This window comes from Streptomyces liliiviolaceus, assembly GCF_018070025.1.
Classification (GTDB): Bacteria; Actinomycetota; Actinomycetes; order Streptomycetales; family Streptomycetaceae; genus Streptomyces; species Streptomyces liliiviolaceus.
Map to the genome: position 1 here is coordinate 4,734,427 of NZ_JAGPYQ010000001.1, position 26,173 is coordinate 4,760,599.

Sequence of the window (26,173 nt, forward strand, 5' to 3'; positions counted from 1 at the left end):
AAGATCGGACGCGATGGACCTCTGACGGTCACGGGAGCGCAGCAGTACGGCTTCCGCATCAACGGGTACGGCGCTCAGTACCTCTGCCGCCTGCCCGGTCGGCTCGGCCTCGTGCGGCAAGAACCTGAACCAAAGCGTCTGGCTGGGCGGGCGGGGCGCGTGCTCGCGGCGGAATGCCCGGTCACGCACCCCGCGTCGGCTGGCGTACGACCAAGGGGCAGCCGGGTCCGCCGCGGTGAGGGTGTGGTTCCTGTTCCCCGCTGAGGGCTGTGTCCCTCTTACCGGTTCAGGACCTGCTCGACCGTGTCAGCGACCTGCTCGGCCTGGATGTCGCGGCCCTTCTCATTGGGGTGCAGATACCACGGGAGCTTCTGGCCGAGGTCGATCTGAGAGGACTCCAGCAGGCCGCCGACGCCCCGATCGGCGCCGTCGCACGCCGTGTTGCCGCCGGTCTGGTCGTAGAGGTTCACGAAATCGGCGCCGCCATCGATGTCGGCGGCAACCTTCTTCATCGTGTCGTCCAGCCGCTTCTGGACCTGCTCCAGGACCGGCAGGGCGTCCTGCGGGATGTCAGCGAACGGCAGTTCCGTCTGGCCGGGTGCCGGGGTCAGGCACTGTGCGGTGTCCGCGGGCACGAGCCGGGGGTAGCCGACCAGGACGCGCTTGGCGTCGGGAGAGAAGTACCCGATGCGTTCGAGCAGCTCCTCCAGGTCCCATCCGACCCGCTCGAACCGGTCGTCCAGCCACTGCTTTCCGTCCCCGGACGTGAAGAACTCGCCGCACTTGGCGGCCGGTACGTCCTCGTCCACCGGCGTTCCCGGGAGCAGTGTCCCCTCCTCGCCGCGGAGCTTGTCGGAACACTGCTTCAGGATGCGACTGAAGCCCACCGTGTTGCCGCCCATGCTGCCCACGGCCAGCTGAGTGTCGGGCTTGAGCGCGTCCTGCTGCGCAGGGAGATCGCCGAGGCCGAAGGGCAGTTCCTGCTTCTCCCAGAAGTGATGGGTGAGCGCGCCACCACAGGAAACGTCCGACTGGACATCGAGCGTGACACCCCTGTCCGCGAGGCGCCGAGCGGCGACGGCCGGATAGTTCTCCTTCGCCTGGAAGCAGAAGAACCTTGCTTCACCTTCGTGGTTCACGGGAGCGATGCCGTAGTTGGCGGTGTAGGAATCACCGAAGAAGACCGTAGGTACCGGGTCAGCGGGCGCCGCGCCGGCGCTGGCCGCCGGGGCGGCGAGCGCCAGGCAGCTGCCCAGCACGAGAGCCGCGGCGGCCAGCCGCCGTGCCACTGGAATTTTCGTCGTCTTGCACATGGCCGAGGACATGCCTGTGCCCTTTCATCAAGGCTCACGAGGAGGTGCGAACGAGCCGGAACTCTCCGTATTCACTCATTAACGGAACGCAATGTTCCAGTTGGTGTGAATCAAACCGGATGTTCTTGGACAGGCCCTCGTTCGTGCCTGTCTGACCTGCTCAGCCGGGGTGCTGGGGAGGTGCGGCAGAGCAGCCCCGAGGGGGTCATGACCCGAAAGAGGAGGAGCCTGCCCATCCGCCGCGCGGACCCAGCGGCGCAGCCGTGCGCCGAAGGGGCGAAGGCGCCTGGCACGCATCGGCTCTGCCGCACAGAGGAGCAACCATCGAAAATGAGTTTCGTGGCCGACGGGGTCGCCTCTGCGGACGTGGCCGAAAGACTGTCCGAGACGTGGGCTTCGGTCGGCAATTTACAGATGGGGAATCTCAGGGAGCAGGTCTGTCCCACTCCAGAGCGCCAGGCGATGACCTGCGGCGGGTCTGCGTTCGCGACATGACGCACAGCAGGGTGGAAGGCGACATCGAGACCAGGCGACTTCCCCCCGCCGTTCGTCCCGAATATCTAGGCCACTCGTCGACCTGAGGATGGGTGGCCTAGATCCCTGGATCACAAACAGCTTCCGATGTAACCACCGACCAGTTCAGCTGCTCCGCAGGCCCCGCCCCGCAACCAGGCGGGCCCGTGCCCGCACGCGTCGTCAGTCGTGCCGAGCAAGTTTGACCGCGGACACGAGCAAGATCACGGACAGCGCGGGGATGAGCATCAACTCCGGGAACACCCCGAGCAGCAGCCCACCCAAGGTGGCTCCGACGATCGAGCCCGCGATCATGACCAGGGCGAAACGACGGTTGGCGCCCAGCACGGCAAAGCTGCCGTCACGACTGTAGCGAGCGAACGCCACCAGCATCGTCGGCAATGACACCAGCAGGGAGAGACTGCCCGCGGTCTTGATGCCCAGGTCGAACAGCAGCACGATCGTCGGGATCAACAGCTCCCCGCCGGCTACGCCCATGATCGCAGCGACCACTCCGATGCCGAACCCCGCCATCACTCCGATCGGCACCTGTGCCCACATGGGCAGGTCGAGGGTTCCCATCGTGGAGAAGTGCGTGAACAGCAGGGCCGCGGCCATCAGGACCATCAGCGCGGCCAGCACCTTGTACAGGGTGGAGGAGCGCATCCGCACCGCCCACGATGCTCCGGCCCAGGCGCCCAGCAGACTTCCGGCGAGCAGGTTAACCGCGACGGCCCAGTGCGTGGCAAGCTCGGGAGCAGATACGGCTGCCAGGCGGGCGGGCAGCGCGGCCAGGACCACCATCAGGCTCATTGCCTTGTTCAGGATGACGGCGGAGAGCGCGGCGAACCCGAACAGGCTGATCAGCAGTGGTAGACGGAACTCCGCACCGCCCAGCCCGATCATCCCGCCCAGGACGCCGATGGCGGCCCCGGCACCGAACACCACGGGCAGGGAACGCGCCGAAGGCAGCGGCACGAGGGTCTGGTCGGTGGTCATGACGGGCATCCTCGCTGGTCGCGATGTCTGTCCGCTACGGAATGCCCTTCCCTTCGAAGGAATGCACCGGGCGCTTCCTCAGATTTCGTCCGGATCTCCGAGCACGGGCATCGACGTGCTGTGCATTCCCGTGGGGCGGTCAGCTGCAACAGTCGCAGCCGGGGCGGCAGCCGCATGCATCCGCCTCCTCGTCTGCGGACTGCGCGGGCACGCCGACGGGAGCGCAACAGCCCTTGCCCTGCCAGGCGTCGCGGCCTTCCTTGATTGCGATGGCGGCGATGACGAGGGCGGCGATCGGGTCGGCCCAGGCCCAGCCAAACGTGGCGTTGAGGACCAGGCCGGCCAGGAGTACAGCGGACAGGTAGGTGCACAACAGCGTCTGCTTGGAGTCGGCGACCGCACTGGCGGAGCCGAGTTCGCGGCCGGCCGTGCGCTGAGCGGCGGACAGGAAGGGCATGACCGCGAGCGAGAACGCGGCGATCACGATGCCGAGGACGGACGGTTCGGCATCTCCCGTCCCGACGAGGGCACGGACGGCGTCGATGCCGACGTACGCGGCGAGAGCAAAGAACGACACCGAAATGATCCGCAGCGTCCGCCTCTCCCGGGCCTGGCGCACTGTGTGCTCGCGGGCGGAGAACTGCCAGGCGACTGCTGTGGCTGAGGAGACCTCGATGACCGAGTCCAGGCCGAAGCCGATCAGAGCCGTTGAGGAGGCGAGCGTTCCGGCGGTGATGGCGACGACCGCCTCGATGACGTTGTAGGTGATGGTCACTGCGACCAGCAGCCGTACCCGGCGGGCCAGTGCGTCGCGGCGGGCCGGGGACGGGCCGATACCGAGGGATATCTCGGCGGTCATCTCAGCAGCAGCCCTTCTCGTTGGCGTCCGCGCAGGTTTTGTCGGCCGCGACCGCCACGACGGCGGTACGCAGGTCGTCCAGTGCATGTCCGAGCCGTTCATCGGCGAGCTCGTAGCGGGTGCGGCGGCCTACGGGCACGGCGACGACGAGGCCGCAGTCCCGCAGGCACGCCAAGTGGTTGGACAGCCGCGTACGGGAGATCTCCAGGGCGTCGGCCAGGTCTGCGGGATGGGCAGGAGCCTCGCGGAGGGCGAGGAGGATCCGGCAGCGGATCGGGTCGGCGAGGGCGCGGCCGAACCGCGCCAGCACCTCGATATCAGCAGCGAGAGTCAGCACACCAACGACAGTACATGAAATCCTGAATTCAGACATCCATGAATTCAAACCCCCGACCCGCCCAACAGCGGACGCGGGCTCACTGTCGCGAGCTCCACACGGATCCTCATCCGCACGAATGGAATCCACCCTCCGAGGCTTGCCGGACACCCACTCACGTCACATCCAGGCATTGACATGCCCGGGACGGCGACGCCATGCTGACCTTACTTCGGCGTTCATCGATACACGCCGGTCGGTTGTACCTGCTGCCGTGCGCGCACGGCTGTCCGCAACCAGACAATCGACGTCCACGGCGACATGCACCGCTCGCTCCCGATGTCGCTCCAGCGGCAGACCGGACGCAACCCATAACCATTCGTCGCGCGCCAGATTGCGGGCGCGCACCAGGATTTGGCATCGACCGTGACAGAAGGAGCTTCACGTGACGCGTGTGTCGGAGTCCGGGCTGCCCATCGAACCGGTTTACGGGCCGGTCGACTTGGAGGGCTGGGACCCGGCGGAGAAGCTGGGTGCGTACCCGTTCACTCGCGGCGTCCACCCGTCCATGTACACCGGTCGGCCCTGGACCATGCGGCAATACGCCGGTTTCGGCACGGCCGTGGAGTCCAACGCCCGCTACAAGCAACTGATCGCCGACGGCACGATGGGCCTGTCGGTGGCGTTCGACCTGCCCACGCAGATGGGCCACGACTCCGATGCGCCGATCTCGCACGGTGAGGTCGGCAAGATCGGCGTGGCGGTCGACTCGATCGACGACATGCGGGTGCTGTTCGGCGGGATCCCGCTGGACAAGGTGTCGACGTCGATGACGATCAACGCACCGGCCGCCCTGCTCCTGTTGATGTACCAGTTGGTCGGCGAGGAGCAAGGCGTGTCGCCCTCGCAGCTGACGGGCACGGTCCAGAACGATGTGCTGAAGGAGTACATCGCCCAGGGCACGTACATCTTCCCGCCCAGGCCTTCTCTGCGTCTGACCGCGGACATCTTCAAGTACTGCCAGGCCGAGATGCCGAAATGGAACACCATCTCGATCTCCGGCTACCACATGGCGGAGGCAGGTGCCTCGCCGGCGCAGGAGATCGCTTTCACGCTGGCGGACGGCATCGAGTACGTGCGCACGGCGGTCGCGGCCGGCATGGACGTCGACGACTTCGCGCCCCGCCTGTCGTTCTTCTTCGTGGCGCGTACGACGACCCTGGAGGAGGTCGCCAAATTGCGTGCGGCACGCCGGATCTGGGCCCGAGTGATGCGGGACGAGTTCGGCGCGAGGAACCCCAAGCCTCTGATGCTGCGGTTCCACACGCAGACGGCAGGGGTGCATCTGACGGCTCAGCAACCTGAGGTCAACCTCGTCCGGGTTACTGTGCAGGGTCTGGCCACCGTGCTCGGTGGCACGCAGTCGCTGCACACGAATTCTTTCGACGAGGCGATCGCCCTGCCGACGGACAAGTCCGCTCGGCCGGCCCTGCGTACCCAGCAGGTCCTCACATACGAGACGGACGTGACGGCGACGGTCGACCCGTTCGCGGGCTCGTACGCCGTCGAGAAGATGACCGACGACGTCGAGGCCGCCGCGATCGCATTGATGAGACGGATCGAGGACCTGGGTGGCGCGGTCGCGGCGATCGAACAAGGCTTCCAGAAAGGCGAGATCGAGCGCAGCGCCTACCGGGTCGCGCAGGAGACGGGCTCCGGCGAGCGGGTCGTGGTCGGTGTCAACCGGTTCCAACTCGACGCGGAGGAGGCGTACGAGCCCCTGCACGTCGAGCCGGCCATCGAAGCCCAGCAGGCAGAACGGTTGGCGAAACTGCGGGCCTGGCGTTGCCAGGAGCGAGTAGACGCCGCCATCGCCCTTACCCAGAAGGCAGCCGAGGGCACCGACAACGTGCTGTACCCGATGAAGGAAGCGCTCGCGGCGGGCGCCACCGTCGGCGAAGTGTGCAATGCGCTGCGCGAGGTATGGGGCGTATACGTCCCACACGACAGTTTCTGACCTGTACGACTCGTCGTCGTCCTCAGCCGCCCGCTGCCGGGGATCTGCCGGCCCGTTGCGCCCACCCCCTACCCGGCGTACGCCATCAGCGCGCCGATGCAGAGATCGGACGGGGTGCCGGTTTCAGTTCTCCACGTACAGGCCGTCGAGATACACCTGCAGAATGCGCGGGCTGAACCGGTCGGTGGCGGACCAACTGGTGCCTGGCAGTGGGCGGCTGAGTTGGATGACAACCCCCATGAACTCCTCCAGGGAGATATCCGCGCATATCTGTTGCGCCTGCTGCGCACGGCTCAGCAGGCGCTGCGCGGCGTGCACCAGACGCTCTCTCTGCTGAGCCAGTCCCTGCCATTCCTTGGTGAGTTCGTCCGACACGCAGCACAGAGCGGCGAGCCGCGCACGGGCGATGGCCTGCGCGAAGCTGCTGAGCGCGGCAAACGGATCGTCTTCCCGGGCGGCGGCCTCTTCCGCCGCGTCGGCTCCGGTCACAACAATCCGCTCCAGTGCTGCCGCGAGGAGAGCATGGCGTCCAGGAAAGTGGCGGTAGAGAGTCGCGTTGCCGATTCCCGCGCGGCGCGCAATCTCGTCCAAGGAAGCTTTCGGCCCCTGCTCCCCGAACAGTTCCTGGGCGACGGCCAAGATCCTGTCCCGGTTGCGTGCAGCGTCCGTCCGCAGTCCCCTCCAGTGACATCCTGTGGCGTCCGCATCCGATTCCCGAGCCCGCACGCGTGCCCCTCTCAACTCCGCCGCCTCTTCCTCGAATTATGTGCCGTTCCTTGCACCTGTAGTCGCAGTACGGCAGGGGCAGCCCGCCCATGCTCCAGGGCCGCACGGGCTGCGCCGCAAGTCTTCGACCGCGCCGCGCCGGAGCAGTCCCTGCAGCGCATCAGCTTTCGTGTGAGGTGGACGTCAGCTGTCGGTCGGCGCTGAACTTCCGTCGCCAGGCCAGGGAGACGTACACGAGGGCGACCAGGACCGGCACTTCGATCAGCGGGCCGACAACGCCCGACAGGGCCTGTCCTGAGGTGACGCCGAAGGTGGCGATGGCGACCGCGATCGCCAGCTCGAAGTTGTTGCCGGCAGCCGTGAAGGCGAGCGTCGCCGTGCGGTCGTACGCCAGGCCGATCACCTTGCCGAGGGCGAAGGTGCCGAACCACATGACCGCGAAGTACACGAGCAGCGGCAGCGCGATACGGACCACGTCCAGCGGCTGGGAGGTGATCGTCTTTCCCTGCAGGGCGAAGAGGATGACGATCGTGAAGAGCAGGCCGTACAGGGCCCAGGGGCCGATCTTCGGGAGGAAGTTGGACTCGTACCTCTCGCGGCCGAGCTTCTTCTCGCCGATCCGGCGGGTCAGGAACCCGGCCAGGAGCGGGACTCCGAGGAAGATGACGACGTTCAGGGCGATCTTCCACATGGAGATGTCGAGGTGCTCGCCGTCGCCCAGGCCGAGCCAGCCGGGCAGCAGGTCGAGGTAGAACCAGCCGAGCAGGCCGAACGCCAGGACCTGGAAGACCGAGTTGAGCGCGACCAGGACGGCGGCGGCTTCGCGGTCGCCGCAGGCGAGGTCGTTCCAGATGATGACCATGGCGATGCAGCGGGCGAGCCCAACGATGATCAGGCCGGTGCGGTACTCGGGCAGGTCCGGCAGGAAGATCCAGGCCAGCGCGAACATGATCGCGGGGCCGACGATCCAGTTGATGACCAGCGACGCGGCCATGAGCCTGCGGTCGCCGGTGACGGCGTCGAGCTTGTCGTAGCGGACCTTGGCCAGGACCGGGTACATCATGATCAGCAGGCCGACGGCGATGGGCAGCGAGATGCCGCCGATCTCGACCTTGGCGAGAGCGTCGTTCAGGCCGGGGATGAGCCTGCCGAGGCCCAGGCCGAGGGCCATGGCGGCGAGGATCCAGACGGCGAGAAAGCGGTCGAGCGTCGAGAGCTTCGCGACGACCGAGGGGTCCTCGGTGGTGGTCACGGGTGCTTCGGTGGGGGTCACGGACAGGCCCTCTTGTTGTCGGCGGCGCTGCGAGCGGACGCGGCCAGGTCGGCGAACTGGCCGGCGAGCCGGTCGATCACGTCCGGGCGGAGCTTGTAGTAGGTGAACCGCCCGCACGGCTCGGTCTCGACGACCCCCGCCTCGCGCAGCACCCTGAGGTGGTTGGAGAGGTTGGTCTGCTTGGCACCGGTCTCCTCCACCAGGTGGGTGGTGCACAGCGTTTCGCGGGCGAGCAGGGTCACGATGTGGAGTCTGAGCGGGTCGGCTAAAACACGGATCAGATCAGTGTCGACTGATGTCAGCATGCACTGATACTGTCACATCAGTCGGGACTGATACCAGTCCGTGCTGACCTTTGGGCCCGCCAGCAGCACCCACTGGGCCCATGACCCGTAGAAGGGGGTCACCAATGAACGCATCCCCACCCCCGGTTTTCCCCGATCAGCGCCTTGCAGCAGGCGTGTCCCGGCTCGCGTCGCGTTACCGCGGCCAGTTCTCGGCAGAGACCATCCAGCGAGTCGTCATCGACTCCTACGACCGTCTCGCCCAGCCCGCCCGCGTCCGCGGTCACCTCGTCGTGCTCGCCGAGCGCCTCGCCACCGAGCGTCTTGACGCTCTCGCCCACGTCGAGGAACAGTCCGACGTCGGACTGCCCCGAGTGCTGTTCGTCTGCGCTCACAACGCCGGCCGCTCCCAGATGGCGGCCACCCTTCTCGCCCATCGCGCGGCCGGACAGGTGGTCGTCTCCTCCGCCGGCACGCACCCGGCCTCCGACGTCGAACCGGCCGTCGTCCAGGTGCTGACCGAAGCCGGCCTGAACCTCAGCGACGCGTTCCCCAAGCCGCTCACCGAGGAGGTCGTCCAGGCCGCCGACGTCGTCATCACCATGGGCTGCGGCGACGCCTGCCCGGTCGTACCGGGCCGCCGCTACCTCGACTGGCCCATCAGCGACCCCGAGGGCGCACCGATCACTGTCGTACGCGATATCCGCGACGAGATAGACGCCCGCATCACCGACTTGCTCGATTCCCTGCCGCACGCCTGACGGGCCGGCCGCTCCGCCAACGCTCCACCTGATCCACCTCGTGAAGGAAGAACCGATGTCCCCGACTCCACTCGCCTCCGTGCTGTTCGTCTGCGTCCACAACGCGGGGCGATCACAGATGGCCGCCGGATTCCTCAACCACCTCGCGGGCGACCGGGTCGAGGTCCGCTCCGCTGGTTCGATCCCGGGCAACCAGGTCAACCCGGCCGCCGTCGAGGCCATGAACGAGGTCGGCGTCGACATCTCCGACCAGAGGCCAAAGATCCTCACCACCGAGGCCGTGCAGGCGTCCGACTACGTCATCACGATGGGCTGCGGGGACGCCTGCCCGATCTTCCCCGGCAAGAGGTACCTGGACTGGGACCTGGAAGACCCGGCCGGCAAGGGCGTCGAGTCCGTACGCCCCATCCGCGACGAGATCAAGACCCGTATCGAGGCCTTGATCGCTGAGATCGATGCCAAGCGGGAGGCGTGAACGCTTTGACCGCGAAGGACGGCATACGCGAGGTCACCATCGGCTCCGGCTCTGCCCAATACGGCGCGGCCTCGTACACGGCTCCCGCTGAGCTCAAGCCGCTCGCCTAGTGATCCGCAAGGTTGCGTCACATTGGCCGACGGTAGGAGGTCGTGGCCTGCGCGAAGGCCACGAGCGAACGGCAGGTCACATCACCATGGCAGTACGTGATCCCATCACGTGGGCACGTTGAAGATGAATTCCTTACCGCCACGATCAGGGCTTGAGGAACGTTCACGCCTGAGCGCTCCTGCTTCGAGGAGACGCTTGAGTCGGTTGTTCGCGTTAGTAGGGGAGATACCCATGCATAGTGCCGTTAGGGTGCAAATGAGACTCTCAGCCACGCCCACGTGCCATCCACAGACATCTCGGTAGTGAAGCTGCGGAGGGCGGGCGGTACCCCGGTGCGATGTCGGGCCGTGCGCACGAGTCCGGAGCCGCTTCGCAGGACGAGCCGGGTCGGGCCGGTGCCGCCAGCCTGGCTGAGCAGATCGGGCAGCCCATTACCGCGATCCTCCCTGGTACCGCTGACACCACGCCCAAGAGCCCGACAGAGCGCAGTCTCGCCGTCTCCCAAGTGGGTATGGTCCGGGTTTTGACGCAGGTGGGCCAGGACCCCGATGCCGTTGTCGCAGATGCCTACCTCCAAACGGCGGGTTCCCGTCGTTTTTCCGGTGTACGCCTGCGCGGCGATAAAGGCGCCCGCAGGACCGCATCCGTGACTGGCCGCGTTGTCGATGAGTTCGCCAACGCTTCGGGCGACCTGCGCACCTGGCGACGCACCAAGGTTGGCGACAGCAAGCAGGCCTATGCGCTCACCTACAGCGTCCGCGGTGCCTGGGGTGAGCAGCGTGGTCTCAAGAAGAGTCGTGTAGCGATCGCGACGATCGTCGAACGGAACTGCCCCGACGACAGTTGCGCCCTCGGGAAGCCGGGCGAGGAGGTCCATACGCTGCAGGTAAGAGGCTACGCGACCATCGGAGGGGAGACACGGAACGCACTTGCTCGACATGACAGAAGCGGCTTGCGCGAGCGCCGACACGACGGCGAGGTCTAGGGCGTTTCTGACGGCTCTTGGACGGTGTCTCGGAGCCAGATGACGATCGCGGTGATGGTGAGGGTGCCGTTGAAGATGTAGTCGCGTTTGTCGTAGCGGCTGGCCACGGCCCGGAACTGTTTCCACTTGCTCACGCACCGCTCGACTGCGCTGCGCCGTCGGTACTGGGCCTTGTCGAGGGCGGGTGGGCGGCCACCGGCCCGGCCACGGTTGCGGCGGTTGGCCTGCTGGTCGTTCGGTTCGGCGATGGTCGCCTTGATGCCCCGACGGCGAAGGTAGGCACGGTTGCCGCGGCTGGAGTAAGCCTTGTCGCCGCGCACCCGGTCCGGGCGGCGGCGCGGGCGGCCCGGACCGCGCCGCCGGATGTGCACTGTCTCCAGCACGGGGACGAGCATGGGGCTGTCGCCCCGCTGGCCCGGTGAGGTGAGCCAGGTCAGCGGGCGGGCCCGGTCGTCAGCCAGCAGATGGACCTTGGTGGTCACCCCGCCCCGTGAGCGTCCCAGCGCCTCCCGCCCATCAGCCTCCACACGGGCTCCGCCCCCTTTTCGGGGAAGTCGCGCGGCGGCCGGTGCCGGGCCCCGGCCGCGTGCTGGTGAGCCCGGCAGGAGGTGGAGTCGATGTTCACCGCCCACTCCCGCTCCGCATCGAGGCGGCGGGCCAGGGCGCCGTCGGGATCACCGGCGTCCGCCTCGATCTGCAGCTCGGTCAGGATCCGCTGCCAAGTGCCGTCCGCCGACCAGCGGCGATGTCGTTCATAGACGGTCTGCCAGGGCCCGTACCGCTCCGGCAGGTCCGGCCAGGGCACCCCCGTACGGGCCCGGAACAGCACCCCGTTGACCACGGTCCGGTGATCGGACCACTGCCCGCCCGGCCGGCCGTTGTCCGGCAGCAAGGGCTCGATCATCCGCCACTGCGCATCGGTCAGTTCATGTCGCCGCACCATGCCCGGCACCTGCCCACCCCAGGACTTGGTCCACCGCATCCGACAAGAGCCATCAGAAACGACCTAGTGGGCTGATGATCTGCAGCCGCGTGACATCGATGGTGAGCGGCTCGCCGGGGCGGCGACGAAGAGACAGGTCTGCACGGAGCAGAGGGTGGCGTCCGACGAGTTCGAGTAGCACGACTCCGCCGCCGAGCGCGGCAGAGTGAGCGGTTCGGCGATGCCCTTCATCATCGATCGCGCATCGGGATCAACTCTCCTGGCCAGCAACTGAACCAAAGTGGCTGCGTCCTCGTCCTCCACCGCTCAATGCGCTGCCGTACAGGTCTTCTCCACATCGACAATCAACCCTGCTGGAACAGTCTGACCAAGCTCTTTTTCGACACCTACTCACCAATTGAGATGGCCTGTCAGTCCGGCGCTCAGCGAGGTCGGGGCAATGTTCGATGGCAGACCGTCCAAGCCAAGCTCAGGTAATACGTCGGTACGCGGCGCGGGCGTTGACGATGCGAGCGAGGCCGGTTCCGAAAGCCGTTGCGGCGAAAAGGCACGCGAGCCAAGCGCTGTCGCGGTGTCCGGCCCAGGTGACTTGTCCGAGGGGCGGTATGGCGAAGCCGTTAAGCAGCAGCCAGCACAGTACGGCGGTGCCTGGCGCGGCAGTGAAGCGAGCGCACAGTCCGAGTACGGCGGCAAGGAGGGACAGCGCGAGCAGGGCCGTGCCGGGATGTCCGTGTTCGCCGAAATGGTTAGTGATCGCCACCAACAACAGAGCTCCGGTAAAGGCCGCGAACCAGACGATCGGAGTGGCAACGGGCTGGGGAACGGCCCTGGCGCCTATGCTGATCCGCACCCACTCGATCAACTCGTACTCCCTTCGGCATGGACGCGAGGCAAGGCAAGAGTTCTCGTCGAACCCTGGGTTGCAGAAGAATAATCCCGTGACTACTCCCCCTCGTGAACGAGGGGGCTTCTCGTCAAGCTGATTGAGCTTGGCGACGGGCCAGCCCGGCCCGTAGAACGTTGGTAGCCGCCACGACGTCGGCGTGCGCGCGGTGGCCGCATCCGGTGCAGTGGAACTTCTCCTGGGTGGACCGGTTCTCCGCGCTGATGTGCCCGCATTCGGGGCAGGTGCGGGAGGTGTTGCGGGGGTCCACGGCGATTACTTCCCGTCCGGCGCTTTCAGCCTTGGCGTGCAGGATCGTCAGGAACACCCCCCATCCGGCATCCGAGATCGAACGGTTGAGGCCGGTCTTCGCGCTGGCGCCGTTAGGCAGGAAACGGTCCGGCTGTTCGAGGTCCGGCTTCGGCGCGACGGTCTTGACCATGTTGCGGATCTTGAGGTCTTCGTGCGCGATGAAGTCGTGTTCCCGCACGAGATCCAGCGCGGTCTTGTGCGCGTGGTCGAGGCGCTGGCGGCGGACCTTGCGGTGCAGGTCGGCGATCTTCTGGACAGCCTTGCGCCGTCGTTTCGATCCTCGCTTGCAGCGGGACAGGGCCTTCTGTGCGGTTTCGAGTTTCGCGGCGGCATTGCGGCCGTGGCGGGGGTTGGTGACGTGTTCGCCGTCGGACGTGGTGAGGAACGAGGCGATACCCATGTCGATACCGACCACGGCTGCGGTCGCGGGGAGCGGATCGGGCTGGGCCTGCTCGGCAGTCAGGACGACGTACCAGCGGCGCCCTTCACGCTTCACGCTGACGGTCTTGACCTTGCCGGCCACCGGCCGGTGCTGCTTGACCTTGACGTGCCCGACACCCTGGAAGCGGACGCGGGTCTGCGGGTCGTGCGGGGTGGAGTCCCACCGGCAGCCGTCCCCGTCCTTGGGGAACTCGACCGTGTCGAACCAGTTCACGCCACGAAAGCGCGGATAGCCCGGCGTCTCGCCGGACTTGACCCGGCGGAAAAAGGCGGCGAACGCCTTGTCGAGACGACGCAACGTCGCCTGCTGCGAGCTGAACGACCAGCGTCCTTGCCGCTCGGGATCGAAAGCGCGGATGTCCTTGAGCTGGGCCGACTGCATCCCGTACTTGATGCTCGTCTTCGAGGTGTGCCGGTAGGCGTCACGGCGTTCCTGCAACGCCCCGTTGTAGAGCGAGCAGTGGTCGGCGAGCATCGCCGACAGTGCGGCTGCCTGGCCCACGGTGGGCCTGATGAGGAACGTGTACGCGCGGATCATCCGGCCCACCTCCTTCCTGGTCGTTGCCGTCACTCTACTACGCTTGGTGTATGTCACCACGCTGGGAACCAAATGCCGATGTCCGCAGGGGGCGACACGTCGCCTATAACCTTCACGCCCATTTGGTGTTTGTCACCAAGTACCGGAAGGGAACCCTCGACGACGCCATGCTCCGACGCTGCGAGGAGATCATGCGCCAGGTGTGTGACAAGTTCGAGGTGGAGCTACGCGAGTTCAACGGCGAGGCCGACCACGTGCACCTGCTCGTGCACTACCCGTCCAAGCTCGCACTGTCGAAGCTGGTCAACTCCCTCAAGGGCGTCAGCTCCCGCTACCTGCGCGCCGAGTACACCGGGCGCGTCAACCGGACGGGGATGGGTTCGGTCTTCTGGTCCCGCTCGTATTTCGCGGCGTCCTGCGGCGGAGCGCCGCTGTCGATCATCCGTCAGTACATCGAAGATCAGCGCCGTCCTCCGTCATGACGTCACCGAACAACGGCGCTCCGCGCCGTTCCGTTCTCCCGCCCCGGCTGAAACCGGGGATACCCAACGGAGGAACTGATGGTGCCGTGTGAGCGCGCTGCGAAGCTCATACAACTCGCAGCAGCCTAAGCGCTCGTCCTGACGCGGACAGTTGCGGGGCGGATGGAGACTTCAGCTCTCCACTTTGATCCGGTGCTCCGTGTCTGCCAGGAGCTGTCCGGGCGAACTTGCGTCCCGCTAGGGTGACTCGTAGGAGGAACCCAATGAGTGCTGCCGAGATGAGTCGCGCGGAGTTGGTTGCGCTCGTGCAGCGGATCATCCAAGCGGACTACGCCTCTGACGACGAGGTGGACAGCTGGCTGGAGAGGCTCGACCGAGCCCTGGGATGCCCGTCCGGTCACGTCTGCGGCTTGATCTTCTGGCCGCCGGAGCGGGAGCTCTCGGCTGATGAAGTAGTCGATCAGGCCATGGCGTCTCGGTCGATCGCTCTGTGAGGTCGGTACTCAACTCCGAAGCCAGTCTTGTACCGTGCAGTCCGCCCGCTGTCCCGGCGTGACAACCAGGGACAACGGACGGAATGAATCGTCGGCGCTCAGAGGGAGTTGCTGGTGAACCCGCCCCGCGAGCGGCCCAGTCCCTCACCTCCTGCACCCTCTCCATCAGCCGGGCGAGCAGGCTCTGCCACGGCGCTTCGCCCTGCTGTTCGGCCGTCCCGGGGGGCCGATCCCACTCACTTGACGAGGTTCACCGAGCGGGCCGACGTGGCTCCGATCTCGCCGGCGACCTCGTTCACGGCTTCCTGCGGGACCGTGTCGTCGACGGTGAGGATCGCCAAAGCCTCGCCTCCTGCCGCGGAGCGGGACACCTGCATGCCTGCGATGTTGATACCCGCCTCACCGAAGACCCGGCCCACCGTGCCGACCACGCCCGGACGGTCTTCGTAACGCAGCACGACCATGTGGTCGGCGAGTGCCAGGTCCACGTCGTACTCGCCGACGGCGACGATCTTCTGGTGGTGCTTGGGACCGGCGAGCGTGCCGGAGACCGAGACCTCCTGGCCGTCGCCGAGGGTGCCGCGCACGGTGACCACGTTGCGGTGGTCCGAGGACTCCGAGCTGGTGGTCAGCCGTACCTCGACACCGCGCTCCTGCGCGAACAGCGGAGCGTTCACATAGGACACCGTCTCGTCGACGACGTCCTCGAAGACGCCCTTGAGCGCGGAGAGTTCCAGCACCTTCACATCGTGCTGGGTGATCTCCCCGTACACCTCGACGTCGAGACGCACCGCGACCTCGCCCGCGAGCGCGGTGAAGATACGGCCGAGCTTCTCCGCGAGCGGCAGACCGGGCTTGACGTCCTCGGCGATGACGCCGCCCTGGACGTTCACCGCGTCCGGGACCAGCTCACCGGCGAGCGCGAGACGCACCGAGCGGGCGACGGCGATGCCGGCCTTCTCCTGCGCCTCGTCCGTGGAGGCGCCCAGGTGCGGGGTGCAGACCACCTGGTCGAGCTCGAAGAGCGGGGAGTCGGTGCAGGGCTCCTTCGCGTACACGTCCAGGCCGGCGCCGGCGACCCGGCCCTCCTTGAGCGCCGAGTACAGCGCGACCTCGTCGACGATCCCGCCGCGCGCGGCGTTGACGATCCGCACCGACGGCTTGACCTTGTGCAGCGCCTCGTCGCCGATCAGCCCCAGCGTCTCGGGCGTCTTGGGCAGGTGGACGGTGATGAAGTCGGAGACTTCGAGCAGCTCGTCCAGCGACAGGACCTTGACGCCCATCTGCGCGGCCCGCGCGGGCTGCACGTAGGGGTCGTAGGCCACGACCTTCATGCCGAACGCCGACATCCGCTGGGCCACGAGCGCGCCGATGCGGCCCAGGCCCACGACCCCGAGGGTCTTCTCCGCGAGTTCGACACCCGTGTACTTGCTGCGCTTCCACTCGCCGTTCTTCAGGGCCGTGTTGGCCTGCGGAATGTGGCGGGCGGTGGCCAGCAGCAGACCGCAGGCCAGCTCGGCGGCGGTCACGATGTTCGAGGTGGGGGCGTTGACGACCATCACGCCGGCCTTGGTGGCGGCGGAGACGTCGACGTTGTCCAGGCCGACGCCGGCTCGTGCGACGACCTTCAGCTTCTTCGCGGCCGCGACGGCCTCGGCATCGACCTTCGTCGCGGAGCGGATCAGGATCGCGTCGACATCGGCGATGGCGGGCAGCAACTCGGCGCGGTCGCCGCCGTTGCAGTGCCGGATCTCGAAGTCCGGGCCCAGTGCGTCCACCGTCGCGGGCGACAGCTCTTCAGCGATGAGTACGACAGGTTTCGAGCTCACGTGGACTCCTCAGACGGCGTTGTTCGAACTGGGCGGTCGGGTCGTGTGCCACCGGCCGAAGACCGGGCCGTGCCCGGAGATCCGGTGTGGCACCCGCCGCGACCTGCGCTGGAGGAACCTTCTCCGAACGGATTCCCGTCCCGTTCCCGTTTCGTGTCCGGAACGGGCTTGGGCCGACCTGCGGCAAGGGGCCGCTTCCAGGGCCACCGCACGCCAACTGCCGGACTCTCGGGGGCTGATGGATCCGCCTCGTATCAGTGGGTGCGGCGGCGGCATCCCTGGAAGCGGAGGGGCGGTGCTGCTCTGCTCCAGCCCGCGCATGCCTGGGGCCCGGAACGGCCGACCAGCAGATCCATGAGCTCCTGCGCTGCCAGGTGCGGCAGAGGAACCGGCGGTTACTGAGGTTGTTGCCGTGATGTCGTCAAGGTGAGGCCGGTTTCGGAGAGACATCCATCGACGAGGTTGCTGCGGTACTGGATCTGGCGGAGACCGTGCCGAAGCGCGCTCATGAGGTGGTCAGGGTCGGTGAAAGCGGTGTTGGCCTGACTGCTGCGTCGCAGCAGTGACCAGATGCCCTCGACGGGGTTGAGATCGGGTGCATAAGACGGCAGGAAGTAGCAGTTGACCCAGTCGTGGGTGTCGATGAACTCCCGCAGCCGACGGTCTTTGTGCACGTTCAGGTTGTCCCACACGAGCACAATCGGTGCGCCGAGTTGCTGGTGGGCGGCGATGAGCAGGTCGCGGTAGTCGGTCCAGGTGAAGCTGCGTCTGCCGCCCTGCTTGTGGTCGACGTGTTGTTTGGGCCGGTAGATCAGGCGTGAGCGTTCGCCCTGCTTGTAGCAGGCCAGAGCGGCGATGGAGAAACGGCGCTGGGAGCGGCCCCGCACTCGGATGACGGGTGTGTGTCCGCGCCTGGCCCAGGTGCGGGCTGTGGGCGGCGTCATCGAGAACCCGGCCTCGTCTTCGAAGCACAACCAGGCCCCAAGCGCCGCCACGGCGTTTCCACCCGGGCCCATGTCTCCTTCGCCCACCCGGTGACTGCGTCCTCGTCGCGCTCGCTCGCGCGGCGGGCCGGGACCTGGTGACTGAAGCCGTGCCGGTGCAGCATCTGCGCGATCGCCGACAGCGTCATGCTCTTGTGGAACCGGCGCCCGATCAGCGTCTTGATCCGCGCCAGCGTCCAGGTCTGGTCCGGCCAGCCGTGCGCCACCGGCCCCCTGGCCAGCTCCTGCTCGAGAACCTCGAACAGTGCCTCACTCAGCTTGGGCCTGGACGCCTGCCCCTTCGACACCAGGGCCGGCGTTCCGCCGTGCTCCCATGCCTGATGCCACCGCTGTACCGACCGCACGCTGACACGTAACTGCTTGGCGATGGTGGCGTTGTCGTGTCCCAGGGCGAATAACTCGGCCGCCTGCATCCGGATGTGCTCGCGAAACGTCCGTCGCTCCGCGGTCAGCCCGCCCCCTTGCGGATACCTCATGTGACCGGCCTACTGCGACAACCACAGCTTGTCGACCCCCACGACATCACGTCAGCAAGGTCAGTAGACCCTCGCAGTCAGCGAACTCCTCCGCCTGCCACCGCCTGATCCTTCCACCGGCCCGACAAGGGCCCGGGCACCTGCTGTGGTGGTCAGCCTGACGCCCTATACCGGGAGTTGGCGTGATCAGGGGCGGTGCAGGCCGGTGAGGAGCAGGTCGAGGTAGCGCAGGCCGAGCGTGGCTCGTTCGGTCGGGTCGAGGGCATTTTGGATGTTCGCGGCGTAGGCGATGCCGCACATCAGAGGGATCATGTCCGACTCGGTGACGCCGGAATCGATGACTCCCGCCGCGTGCGCGCGTGCCAGCAGTTCAGCGAAGGCTGTGGCGAGCCTTCGTTTGAGGTCGCCGGTGTGCTCCAGGGTGTCAGTGGCTGCGGCGAACACCGGCGGGACCGCCGGGTCGGTCAGCAGGACTTCGATCGCTGCGGCGAGGAAATCACGCAACGCCGTCCAGGGGTCGTCCTCGGCCAATGCGTGCTCGGCTCGCCGCGCCAGCTTCTCGATGGCAGGCAGCGCGACGGTCTCCAGCAGCGCTTCCGGCGTCGGGAAGTGCCGGTAGACGGTGGCCACGCCGATGGATGCGGTCCGCGCCACGTCGTTGAGCTGCAGGGGTCTGCCGTCATCGACGTATCGCCGGGCGATCTCGATGATGCGGTGCCTGTTCTGGGCGGCGTCCTTGCGCAACGGTGGCGTGCTCATACCCACACCATAACTGGATGGGGTATCCGGTCGTGCTACGTTAAAGCGGATGACTCATCCACTTATGGTTTGGGTCCGGCAACGAGGAGACACCGATGCCTTTCACCGTGGACGCCGTCCCGCACCTTCCCGCCGGATTCGGTGACACCTTCACCAGCCGCACCGTTGACGTCAACGGCGTCGAACTGCACGCCGTGGTCGGCGGGACCGGCCCGGCCCTGCTGTTGCTGCCCGCGTGGCCGCAGTTCTGGTACGGCTGGCGGCTGGTGATGCCCGCTCTCGCCGAGCACTTCACGGTCGTGGCCGCCGACATGCGCGGCATGGGCGCCAGCAGCAAACCTGTCGGCGGGTACGACGCAGTCACCCTGGCCGACGAAATGACCGGCCTGATGACCTCCCTGGGCCACGACGATTTCCACGTCGCGGGCTACGACATGGGGATGATGGTCGGCTACGTGCTCGCCGCCCGCCATCGCGACCGGGTGACCAAGCTCGTGCTGGCCGAAGCCGTCCTCGCCGGCTTCACCCCGATGCCTCCGCTGCTCATGCCCCCCAAGGTCAACGAGCTGGCCTGGCACTTCGTCTTCAACCGTCTGGCCGAGATCAACGAGCGCATGGTGTCCGGCCGCGAGGAGATCTACTTCGGCCACCAGTTCGCCACCAAAGCCGCATCGCCCGAGGCCATTCCTCAAACCGCGGTCGACGTCTACGTCGACGCCCTGCGCGACCCCGCCGCCTTGCACGCGAGCTTCGAGTTCTACCGCGCGGGAGAGTCAGGCGACCAGGTGGTCGCGCTGGCCGCCGAGGGGCCGCTGGACATTCCGGTTCTGGCCATCGGGGGCGAGCACGGCATGCGTGACGGCGTCGAGCAGGCGGTGCGGCAGGTCGCCTCGAACACCAGCGGCGCCGTCGCTCCAGGTGCGGCGCATTTCCTGCCCGAGGAAGCGCCCGAATGGATGGCGCGCACCTTGATCGACTTCTTCGTCTGAACCGAGGGAACACCATGTACCGAGGGAACGCCATGTCCAGCCTCCTCGAAGCCACCCGCGGCAGTGTCACCGTCGCCGGGGCCACCCGCACCTTCACTCTTGTCGGCACCCCAGCGCCGGGCGATGCCAAGCCACTGATCCTGGTCTTCCACGGATCCGGCCAGACCGGCGACAAACACCGCGCCTTCACCGGCGGCGTCTTCGACGCGCTCGCCGCCCGCGGCGCACTGGTCGCCTACCTCGACGGCTTCCGCGGCAACTGGAACGACGCCCGCCGCGAAAGCCGCTTTCCGGCCCGCCGAGCCGACATCGACGACGTCGGCTTCACCCGCGCGGTCATCGCCACGTTCGCCTCGGACCGGCGCATCGACCCCAACCGCGTCTACGCCGTCGGCTACTCCAACGGCGGCCAGATGGTCATCCGCCTCGCCCACGAAACACCCGACCTGCTGGCGGGTGCGACGGTGATCGCCGCCACCATGCCCGCACCGGAGAACTTCCTCGCCGGTCAGGCACCCCGGGCCTCCTTGCCGGTCTTGTTGATCCACGGCACCAAGGACCCCATCGTCTCCTACCAGGGCGGCACCATGAACTGGGCCCTGCGCACCCTCTTCAAAGCAGGCGGCCCGACCTGGTCGGCCACCCGCACGGCCCGCTACTTCGCCGAGCGCAACGGGATAACCACCGAACCCACGGTCACCCGTCTGCCGAAGAAGACCACGGCCGACCCCACCGAGGTCGAACGCACAACGTACGAGGCAGAAGGCGTCCCCCCGGTGGTCCTCTACACCATCCACCGCGGCGGCCACACCGTCCCCGCCCCCTCCTCCTCCGCCCCGGCACTCATCGGCAAGACCAGCCACCAGATCGACACAGCAGACCTCATGACCCAGTTCTTCGACCTCTGAAACGCACGTGCTGCGGTGACCCCGGCACAAGGGTGATCACGTTCGAACAGCGAACAGGACCACGGTTCTGGCTGGAGGAGGGATATCGCCGGTAGAGCCAGGGCCGGCCGACGGGTGTGGTCGTCGCTGCGTTGCGGCTGGTCAGGTGAGGAGCAGATGCCGGTTCGCGGTGCGCGACCATCTCATCTGCAGGCCTGGGAGTACGTGCCGCTCGGCGGCAGCACCCGTATCGGCTTCGGATCGGTGACCGAACGGGTCACGGCCACAGCCTCGCGGCACGGGCGGAAGGCGGCCCGATGAACAAGGTGACCGACGCGGACACCGCCGACGCCGACATCGCGGACGGCGCGACCCTCGCCGTCGGCGGTTTCGACCTCTGTGGCATCCCCACCATGCTCATCCGCGCCCTGCACCGGAGCAAAACCAGCGCTCTCGCCGTGGCGTCCAACAACTGCGGCACCGACAAGGGCTCATCAGGCCCTCGAACCCTTCCTGCCAGCGAGCAGGGTCTACGCTGTCTCCTGCGTCCACCACATGATCATTTGTCTTCACGCGCCGATGATCAACGGTGGCCGCGCCCGTCTCCACAGCGCGTCAGGGTCGCACAGCGTCTGCCTGCCGTCCCAGTATCTGTCCCAGTACCTGGAGGACTTGTGCGACGTGGCGAAGTCTGGTGGGTCCAGTTCGACGAGCGCAGGTTGGTCGTACTGCTCTCGGAAGAGAACACGTCCGCGATCCAGGTGATGCAGGTCGTCGATCCGGCGGGCGTCGACATCAGCGGTCTGGGCATCGAAGTGTCGATCGGCACCGGTGAAGGACTGCCGTTCGAAGGCGTGCTGCGGCTCGCCTTCCCGCGTCCAGGCTTCACCCCGTGCACGTGGCTGACCACTGTGTCCCGGGACGACCTGATACAGCGGGAGGCCGTCCTGTCCTCCGTGAAGCTCAGCGAGATTGACGACGCCCTCCAACTCGCTGACCAAGCGCAGGAGCGGACCCCGGAAACGACCGCGAAGCTCAGCGCGATAAGGGACGCCCTCCGTCTCGGTGAACTCGGGTAGACGAAGAAGAAGACGACGCCCGCCACAGCGTGAGCGATCTTGGGCGAGATGACCCACGCCGGCCACTAGCCGCGCGGCCGCGGCCTGACGCCGGTAGTGGAAGTCCGTCAGCTCAGTCCCAGCGCACTCGATGTCTCCTCGCCCAGCAGCGCGGCCAGTTCGCCCGAGGTCGGCCCGGTCGCGGGGCCCCTCCGTGTCACCGCCAAAGCCGCTGCCGCGTTCGCTCCGCGCGCCGCGTCGTAGGCGGATACTCCCCGCCCCAGCAGCGCCAAGAACGCGCCCACATGCGCGTCCCCAGCCCCGTTGCTGTCGACCGCGTTCACAGGAAACCCGGGGACGTGCACGACGTCATGAGCATCCGGTGCCGACAGCCAGCAGCCGTCCTTGTCGGCCCGTACGACGATCCCGGCCCCGCTCCGCATTCGCCCGCGCAGCACATGTGCGGCTTCCCGCGGCTCCGCCACCCCGGTCATCAGCTGGGCCTCCCGCGCATTGCAGCTCAGCCAGTCGGCCCGGGTCAGGACCGGGTTCAGTACCCCGGCCGGGATGTCCGCCACCAGCGGCGCGGGGTCCAGACAGACCCGTACGTCTTCCGCGAGGCTTGCGACCATGCGGGACAGCAGCGGGCCGTTCACCTCCATCACCAGGCTGTAGCCGGAGACCTGCACCAGGTCGCGGCCCCGCACGGACGCGGCGATCGTCGCCGTCTCATCCGCCGTCATACGTGCGTCGACGCCGAAGCTCGTGACGAAGGTCCTCTCCCCTCCTCCGTCGACCAGCGCCACGCAGAACCCGGTGTCGCCGTCCGAGCGTGCCGGAAGGACCAGTCCGATCCCTTCTGCCGTGAGCGCGGAACGCACCAGCTCTCCATAGGGACCGGTGCCGTGGAGCCCGGCGTAGACGGCTTCGGCGCCGAGTCTGCGCGCCGCGGTGAGTGTGTTGAAGCCACCGCCCGCGTACAGCTCGGTGCGGGTTCCGATGACATCGCCCCCGCGCTCGGGCAGGTTGGGCACCTCGATGACGAGGTCGACGATGACGTTCCCCACGAGGACGACACGGTAGTCGTCGTTCATCGGGTGGCCTCCTCGAACGTGGTGGTACCGGGGACGGAGTCGGGGGCCGAATCGGCGCTCAGCGGTGTACGCCGTCCGAGCAGCAGGTACACCGCGCCGGCTGTGACGATCGCGATGAGCCACCCGAGGCCGTTCGTGCCGAGCCAGGAATCGGCCAACGGGCCGGCGAACCACACATCGTCGGCGCCGGTCGCGGCCTTGGTGAAGGTCAGTCCGGCTACGATCGCGGCCAGCCAGGCGAGGACGGCGGGCAGATTGAACCCGCCGGTGTACCAGTACCGGCTGCCACGTCCGGTGTCCATCAGGCCGGCGGGGTCGTACCGCCGGCCGCGGACCATGTCGACGGCGATGACACCGATCCAGGCGGAGATCGGCACGGCGAGCAGCGTCAGGAAGGTGCTGAACGGGCCGTAGAAGTCGTCCGCGATGAGCATGAAGTAGATGCCACCGGCGAACATCAGGATGACGTCCAGAACGACCGCCCACGCACGCGGTACCCGGATGCCGAGCGTGATCATCGTCAGTCCGGCCGAGTAGGTGGAGAGGTGATTGGACATCAGCAGCCCGCCGAACGCCGCGATCAGATACGGAACGGCCATCCAGGACGGCAGCATCGCGTTGATCGCCGCGACCGGATCGGCGGAGGTGGCGAGCGTGGGATCACCGGCCGTGAGGAGCGAGCCCAGGGAGATCAGCAGGACGAGGGGAATGCCGGCACCGAACGCCGAGGCGCGCACGAGCCGTATGCCCGGGATCGCCTGCGGCAGGTAACGGGCGTAGTCCGCACCGGCGTTGGCCCATCCGATGCCGGTGCCCGCCGCGATGAATCCGATGCCCGCGATGACGCCGCTGGCAGGGCCGGCCGGGCTGTCGAGCACCTTCGACCAGTCGACGGTCGCCACGAGGAAGCCCATCACCACGAGGTTGAGGATTCCGAAGACCACGGTCGCCCACTTGTTGATCCACATGATGGTGGCGTGCCCGAGCCCGCTGATCAGCAGTGTGCAGGCGATGAAGACCAGGAGACAGAGCAGTGTGAGGACCGTGCCCCGCTCGACGCCGAAGACCGTGTTGAGCAGGGCGAGCAGCGCGTACGCCGCTGTGGTCGTGGTGATCGTCTCCCAGCCGACCCGGCTCAGCCAGGTCACCAGGGTCGGCCCGTGGTTGCCACGCTGCCCGAACACCGCACGGGACAGCGTCAGGGCTGGGGCACCGCCCTTCTTGCCCGCGATGCTCAACGCACCCACGAGCGCGAACGAGCCCACCGAACCGGCGACCGCGACGAGAACGGCCTGCCAGATGTTCAGGCCGCGGAAGGCGACGAGAGTCGCGCCGAGCGGCAGCCCGAGGAGTGAGATGTTGGCGGCGAACCACGTCCAGAACATCTGGCTCGCGTGACCGTGCCGCTCGCTGTCGGGGACCGGTTCGATCCCACGGGTCTCCACGGTGCCGACGCGGTCGTTCTTCGTTGAAGCGGCCATCGCGGGACCTCCTTGCCTGTGCTCGGTACAGAGGGAAAAACAGAGGAAAAACAGGGGGAAACAGAAAACGGGGAACTTCAGCGAGTGCGGTAGGTGAGCAACTGCCGGGTCAGAGGACCCAGTTCGAGATCGTTCACCTCACGCAGGGTGTGAACAGCGTCGACGGGCAGGGCGCTGAGCCCTCCCATGGCTCCGGCGATCGCGCCCGCGATGGCACCGATCGTGTCGCTGTCACCGCCGAGGTTCGCGGCCAGCAGCGCGGAGCGCCACGGGTCACCGTTCGTGAGCGCCAGTACCGCGAACGCGGCCGGGATCGATTCCTGACTGGCCACGCTGGTGCCGATGAGCGAGTCGATCCGGTCGAGCGCCTCCGCTGTGTCCAGGTCGGTCACGAGGTCGCGTGCCCAGTCGATACGGGCCGAGATGCTGGCGCCCGCTGTCCAGTGCCCGCGCCTGGCACCGGCCGCCGACATCGCGACCGCGGCGTCGAAGACGTCGTCGAGCGAGCCGCCGGCCATGCCTGTGGAGACGGCTGCGGCGACGGCCGACGCTCCCGCGATCCCGATGGTCGTGTCATGGGTGACCTGACAGGACTCGACGACCCGGTCCAGGAACCGTTCCGTGTCGTCGACACCGAACGCGATACCGACCGGCGTCACCCGCATCGCGGCGCCGTTCGTCGTGCCGTGCTTGCCGGCCTCCGTGAGGTCGACGCCGCGTGTCACCGCGTCCAGGGCCGCTTTCGTCGAGGGACCGAGCAGGTCGAACGACCCCTTGGCCTTCATCTCCTTCTCCCAGGACAGGAGTTCCTCCGCGAACCGCAGGGGGTCGACGTGCCCGCCGCCCTCGACCAGCAGCCGTGCCACGATCACCGCCTGTTCGGTGTCGTCCGTGATGGACCCGGCCGGCATTCCGGCGCTCACCGGGTTGTCGGGCCGCGCGGGCTCGAAGCCACTCAGCGTGCCGTAGACCCGTACGACATCGGCGCGGGACATGACCTGCGTCGGCATTCCGAGGGCGTCGCCCAGCGCGAGCCCGTAGAAGGCGCCGAGGGCGCGGTCGAGCAGGGCGGGGTCGGGTGTGGGGGTCATAGGTGGGCTCCTCGGCCGGTCCGTACGTGCAGTTGGAACCTGGACGGATCGAGCAGGCTGGTGACCTGCTCGACGACGTCCCCGTCCGCGCCCCGGAACACCTGGGCGACGCGGAGGAAGGACTCTTCCGGTGAGCGGTGCAGGATCGCTGCCTCGTCCGAGGTGAGTCCGACGACGGAGATATGGGCCTCGCTGGAGTCGGGCACACGCCCCGCGGCCGCGAGGGTGCGGCTCAGGGAGCCCTCGTCGAGTCCGCGCTCCGGCAGGTCGAGGAGGGCCGCGACGGCAGGTACGCGGCTGAACTCCAGCGAGACACCGTGTCCGCCGACCAGTCGGCGGACACGGTCCAGAGCGATGAACCGGGGTGACTGCAAGCCCAGTTCACCGGCCAGAGCCTCGTCCCGTATGCGGTCGAAGCGCAGGGTCTCGGTCGTCAGTTCGGTGCCCTGCGCGGCAAGGGCACGGGTCCAGCCGAGCCGCTGGTCGAGGGGTGTGCCGTCGAAGGTGACGAGCGACCCGATACCGGCGTGCGTCTCGATGAGTCCCTGCTCGCCGAGGACGTTGAGAGCCTGCCGCACGGTCGTACGGCTCACTCCGAACCGCTCCCGCAGCGCGTGTTCGCCGGGCAGCTTGCTGCCGTCGGCATGTACCCCCGCTCGGATCTCCTCGGCCAGCACATGAGCGACACGATGATGCTTGTAAACCTGTCCAGGCATGTCTAGAACCTAGGCCCGAGCCACCCGACCTGTCTACACCTGTCCAAAAACTGGGCCGAAGTGC

The 26,173-nt window shown here is 67.4% G+C and carries 27 protein-coding genes and 1 pseudogene; 11 read left to right on the top strand and 17 right to left on the bottom strand.

The window, feature by feature from the left end:
- Positions 1-278 precede the first annotated feature (278 nt).
- The 4 genes from J8N05_RS20700 to J8N05_RS20715 all read right to left on the bottom strand — a co-directional run bounded on the left by J8N05_RS20700 (position 279) and on the right by J8N05_RS20715 (position 4,021).
- Positions 279-1,325 (bottom strand): SGNH/GDSL hydrolase family protein, encoded by a 1,047-nt coding sequence (locus J8N05_RS20700; protein WP_247706369.1) that lies wholly within the window; start codon positions 1,323-1,325, stop codon positions 279-281.
- Positions 1,326-2,009: 684 nt separating this feature from the next.
- Positions 2,010-2,825: a sulfite exporter TauE/SafE family protein gene (locus tag J8N05_RS20705; RefSeq protein ID WP_210884821.1), complete on the bottom strand. Its 816-nt coding sequence runs from the start codon at positions 2,823-2,825 to the stop codon at positions 2,010-2,012.
- A gap of 139 nt (positions 2,826-2,964) precedes the next feature.
- On the bottom strand, positions 2,965-3,684 hold the full coding sequence (locus tag J8N05_RS20710; RefSeq protein ID WP_210884823.1) for a cation transporter: 720 nt from the start codon (positions 3,682-3,684) through the stop codon (positions 2,965-2,967).
- 1 nt (position 3,685) lies between these two features.
- On the bottom strand, positions 3,686-4,021 hold the full coding sequence (locus tag J8N05_RS20715; protein ID WP_210884825.1) for an ArsR/SmtB family transcription factor: 336 nt from the start codon (positions 4,019-4,021) through the stop codon (positions 3,686-3,688).
- Positions 4,022-4,445: 424 nt separating this feature from the next.
- Between J8N05_RS20715 and J8N05_RS20720 the strand changes: the two genes are divergently transcribed.
- Positions 4,446-6,017, top strand: a complete 1,572-nt coding sequence (locus tag J8N05_RS20720) for an acyl-CoA mutase large subunit family protein (RefSeq protein WP_210884826.1) — start codon at positions 4,446-4,448, stop codon at positions 6,015-6,017.
- 123 nt (positions 6,018-6,140) lie between these two features.
- Here J8N05_RS20720 and J8N05_RS20725 read toward each other — a convergent pair whose 3' ends face one another.
- The 3 genes from J8N05_RS20725 to J8N05_RS20735 form a co-directional block, all read right to left on the bottom strand.
- Positions 6,141-6,656, bottom strand: a complete 516-nt coding sequence (locus tag J8N05_RS20725; protein WP_210884827.1) for a TetR/AcrR family transcriptional regulator — start codon at positions 6,654-6,656, stop codon at positions 6,141-6,143.
- Between the two features lie 247 nt (positions 6,657-6,903).
- A complete protein-coding gene (gene arsB / locus J8N05_RS20730; RefSeq protein WP_210884828.1) occupies positions 6,904-8,016 on the bottom strand; it encodes an ACR3 family arsenite efflux transporter in 1,113 nt (370 codons plus the stop codon).
- Positions 8,013-8,321, bottom strand: a complete 309-nt coding sequence (locus tag J8N05_RS20735) for an ArsR/SmtB family transcription factor (protein WP_107019793.1) — start codon at positions 8,319-8,321, stop codon at positions 8,013-8,015. The genes arsB and J8N05_RS20735 overlap by 4 nt, the downstream gene beginning before the upstream one ends.
- 104 nt (positions 8,322-8,425) lie before the next feature.
- On the opposite strand from J8N05_RS20735, the gene J8N05_RS20740 reads away from it, so the two are divergent.
- The 3 genes from J8N05_RS20740 to J8N05_RS20750 all read left to right on the top strand — a co-directional run bounded on the left by J8N05_RS20740 (position 8,426) and on the right by J8N05_RS20750 (position 10,632).
- Complete coding sequence (locus J8N05_RS20740) at positions 8,426-9,061, top strand: arsenate-mycothiol transferase ArsC (protein ID WP_210884829.1); 636 nt, start codon at positions 8,426-8,428, stop codon at positions 9,059-9,061.
- 55 nt (positions 9,062-9,116) lie between these two features.
- On the top strand, positions 9,117-9,536 hold the full coding sequence (locus tag J8N05_RS20745) for an arsenate reductase ArsC (RefSeq protein ID WP_210884830.1): 420 nt from the start codon (positions 9,117-9,119) through the stop codon (positions 9,534-9,536).
- A gap of 634 nt (positions 9,537-10,170) precedes the next feature.
- On the top strand, positions 10,171-10,632 hold the full coding sequence (locus tag J8N05_RS20750; RefSeq protein WP_210884832.1) for a hypothetical protein: 462 nt from the start codon (positions 10,171-10,173) through the stop codon (positions 10,630-10,632).
- Here J8N05_RS20750 and J8N05_RS20755 read toward each other — a convergent pair.
- The 3 genes from J8N05_RS20755 to J8N05_RS20765 all read right to left on the bottom strand — a co-directional run bounded on the left by J8N05_RS20755 (position 10,629) and on the right by J8N05_RS20765 (position 13,749).
- Positions 10,629-11,572, bottom strand: a protein-coding gene (locus tag J8N05_RS20755; protein WP_407699973.1) for an IS5 family transposase whose coding sequence is annotated in 2 segments (ribosomal slippage) — positions 10,629-11,197 and positions 11,197-11,572 — 945 coding nt in all. Because the reading frame shifts where the segments join, the coding sequence is not laid out codon by codon here. The two genes, J8N05_RS20750 and J8N05_RS20755, sit on opposite strands and share 4 nt — an antisense overlap.
- Before the next feature lie 472 nt (positions 11,573-12,044).
- Positions 12,045-12,437, bottom strand: coding sequence for a hypothetical protein (locus J8N05_RS20760; RefSeq protein ID WP_210884833.1), 393 nt, complete (start codon positions 12,435-12,437; stop codon positions 12,045-12,047).
- Between the two features lie 112 nt (positions 12,438-12,549).
- A complete protein-coding gene (locus J8N05_RS20765; protein WP_210890274.1) occupies positions 12,550-13,749 on the bottom strand; it encodes an RNA-guided endonuclease InsQ/TnpB family protein in 1,200 nt (399 codons plus the stop codon).
- A gap of 50 nt (positions 13,750-13,799) precedes the next feature.
- Between J8N05_RS20765 and tnpA the strand changes: the two genes are divergently transcribed.
- The gene (gene tnpA, locus J8N05_RS20770) at positions 13,800-14,231 is read left to right on the top strand and encodes an IS200/IS605 family transposase (RefSeq protein ID WP_210884834.1); all 432 of its coding nucleotides are present in this window, start codon (positions 13,800-13,802) and stop codon (positions 14,229-14,231) included.
- A gap of 263 nt (positions 14,232-14,494) precedes the next feature.
- The gene (locus J8N05_RS20775) at positions 14,495-14,725 is read left to right on the top strand and encodes a bacteriocin immunity protein (protein WP_210884835.1); all 231 of its coding nucleotides are present in this window, start codon (positions 14,495-14,497) and stop codon (positions 14,723-14,725) included.
- Between the two features lie 236 nt (positions 14,726-14,961).
- Here the strand turns inward: J8N05_RS20775 and serA are convergent, their stop codons facing one another.
- The 3 genes from serA to J8N05_RS20795 all read right to left on the bottom strand — a co-directional run bounded on the left by serA (position 14,962) and on the right by J8N05_RS20795 (position 18,793).
- Positions 14,962-16,554, bottom strand: a complete 1,593-nt coding sequence (gene serA, locus J8N05_RS20780) for a phosphoglycerate dehydrogenase (RefSeq protein WP_210884836.1) — start codon at positions 16,552-16,554, stop codon at positions 14,962-14,964.
- A gap of 395 nt (positions 16,555-16,949) precedes the next feature.
- Positions 16,950-18,034 (bottom strand): IS630 family transposase gene (locus J8N05_RS48320; protein WP_456339978.1). Its coding sequence is split into 2 segments (ribosomal slippage): positions 16,950-17,509 and positions 17,509-18,034, totalling 1,086 coding nucleotides; the frame shifts between segments, so codons are not numbered across the junction.
- A 186-nt stretch (positions 18,035-18,220) separates the two neighbouring features.
- Positions 18,221-18,793: a TetR/AcrR family transcriptional regulator gene (locus J8N05_RS20795; protein ID WP_210884837.1), complete on the bottom strand. Its 573-nt coding sequence runs from the start codon at positions 18,791-18,793 to the stop codon at positions 18,221-18,223.
- 107 nt (positions 18,794-18,900) lie between these two features.
- Between J8N05_RS20795 and J8N05_RS20800 the strand changes: the two genes are divergently transcribed.
- The 5 genes and pseudogenes from J8N05_RS20800 (at position 18,901) to J8N05_RS48060 (ending at position 21,748) form a co-directional block, all read left to right on the top strand.
- Complete coding sequence (locus tag J8N05_RS20800) at positions 18,901-19,782, top strand: alpha/beta fold hydrolase (RefSeq protein ID WP_308286810.1); 882 nt, start codon at positions 18,901-18,903, stop codon at positions 19,780-19,782.
- A gap of 32 nt (positions 19,783-19,814) precedes the next feature.
- Positions 19,815-20,690 (top strand): alpha/beta hydrolase family esterase, encoded by an 876-nt coding sequence (locus J8N05_RS20805; protein WP_210884840.1) that lies wholly within the window; start codon positions 19,815-19,817, stop codon positions 20,688-20,690.
- Between the two features lie 156 nt (positions 20,691-20,846).
- Positions 20,847-20,990, top strand: a complete 144-nt coding sequence (locus tag J8N05_RS20810; protein ID WP_210884842.1) for a hypothetical protein — start codon at positions 20,847-20,849, stop codon at positions 20,988-20,990.
- A pseudogene (locus tag J8N05_RS48055) lies at positions 20,987-21,178 on the top strand (CoA-transferase); the annotation flags it as partial. The gene J8N05_RS20810 and the pseudogene J8N05_RS48055, both read left to right, overlap by 4 nt.
- A 165-nt stretch (positions 21,179-21,343) precedes the next feature.
- Complete coding sequence (locus J8N05_RS48060; RefSeq protein ID WP_308286984.1) at positions 21,344-21,748, top strand: type II toxin-antitoxin system PemK/MazF family toxin; 405 nt, start codon at positions 21,344-21,346, stop codon at positions 21,746-21,748.
- Positions 21,749-21,855: 107 nt separating this feature from the next.
- Here the strand turns inward: J8N05_RS48060 and J8N05_RS20820 are convergent, their stop codons facing one another.
- The 4 genes from J8N05_RS20820 to J8N05_RS20835 form a co-directional block, all read right to left on the bottom strand.
- A complete protein-coding gene (locus J8N05_RS20820; RefSeq protein WP_210884845.1) occupies positions 21,856-22,821 on the bottom strand; it encodes a PfkB family carbohydrate kinase in 966 nt (321 codons plus the stop codon).
- The gene (locus tag J8N05_RS20825) at positions 22,818-24,302 is read right to left on the bottom strand and encodes a purine-cytosine permease family protein (RefSeq protein ID WP_210884847.1); all 1,485 of its coding nucleotides are present in this window, start codon (positions 24,300-24,302) and stop codon (positions 22,818-22,820) included. The genes J8N05_RS20820 and J8N05_RS20825 overlap by 4 nt, the downstream gene beginning before the upstream one ends.
- A gap of 77 nt (positions 24,303-24,379) precedes the next feature.
- The gene (locus tag J8N05_RS20830) at positions 24,380-25,393 is read right to left on the bottom strand and encodes an ADP-ribosylglycohydrolase family protein (protein ID WP_210884849.1); all 1,014 of its coding nucleotides are present in this window, start codon (positions 25,391-25,393) and stop codon (positions 24,380-24,382) included.
- Positions 25,390-26,109 (bottom strand): GntR family transcriptional regulator, encoded by a 720-nt coding sequence (locus J8N05_RS20835; RefSeq protein ID WP_210884850.1) that lies wholly within the window; start codon positions 26,107-26,109, stop codon positions 25,390-25,392. The genes J8N05_RS20830 and J8N05_RS20835 overlap by 4 nt, the downstream gene beginning before the upstream one ends.
- Positions 26,110-26,173: the final 64 nt, after the last annotated feature.